General features: G+C 54.5%; 1 pseudogene. It reads left to right on the forward strand.

What is annotated here, in order from left to right:
- Positions 1–59: 59 nt before the first annotated feature.
- Positions 60–615, forward strand: a pseudogene (locus KI369_RS28995) (IS1-like element IS1A family transposase); the annotation flags it as partial.

Genomic DNA, 615 nt, shown 5'->3' on the forward strand with positions numbered 1-615 from the left:
CTTCGGTGATGCTGCCAACTTACTGATTTAGTGTATGATGGTGTTTTTGAGGTGCTCCAGTGGCTTCTGTTTCTATCAGCTGTCCCTCCTGTTCAGCTACTGACGGGGTGGTGCGTAACGGCAAAAGCACCGCCGGACATCAGCGCTATCTCTGCTCTCACTGCCGTAAAACATGGCAACTGCAGTTCACTTACACCGCTTCTCAACCCGGTACGCACCAGAAAATCATTGATATGGCCATGAATGGCGTTGGATGCCGGGCAACAGCCCGCATTATGGGCGTTGGCCTCAACACGATTTTACGTCACTTAAAAAACTCAGGCCGCAGTCGGTAACCTCGCGCATACAGCCGGGCAGTGACGTCATCGTCTGCGCGGAAATGGACGAACAGTGGGGCTATGTCGGGGCTAAATCGCGCCAGCGCTGGCTGTTTTACGCGTATGACAGGCTCCGGAAGACGGTTGTTGCGCACGTATTCGGTGAACGCACTATGGCGACGCTGGGGCGTCTTATGAGCCTGCTGTCACCCTTTGACGTGGTGATATGGATGACGGATGGCTGGCCGCTGTATGAATCCCGCCTGAAGGGAAAGCTGCACGTAATCAGCAAGCGATA

This window comes from Bacillus sanguinis (assembly GCF_018332475.1).
GTDB lineage: Bacteria > Bacillota > Bacilli > Bacillales > Bacillaceae_G > Bacillus_A > Bacillus_A sanguinis.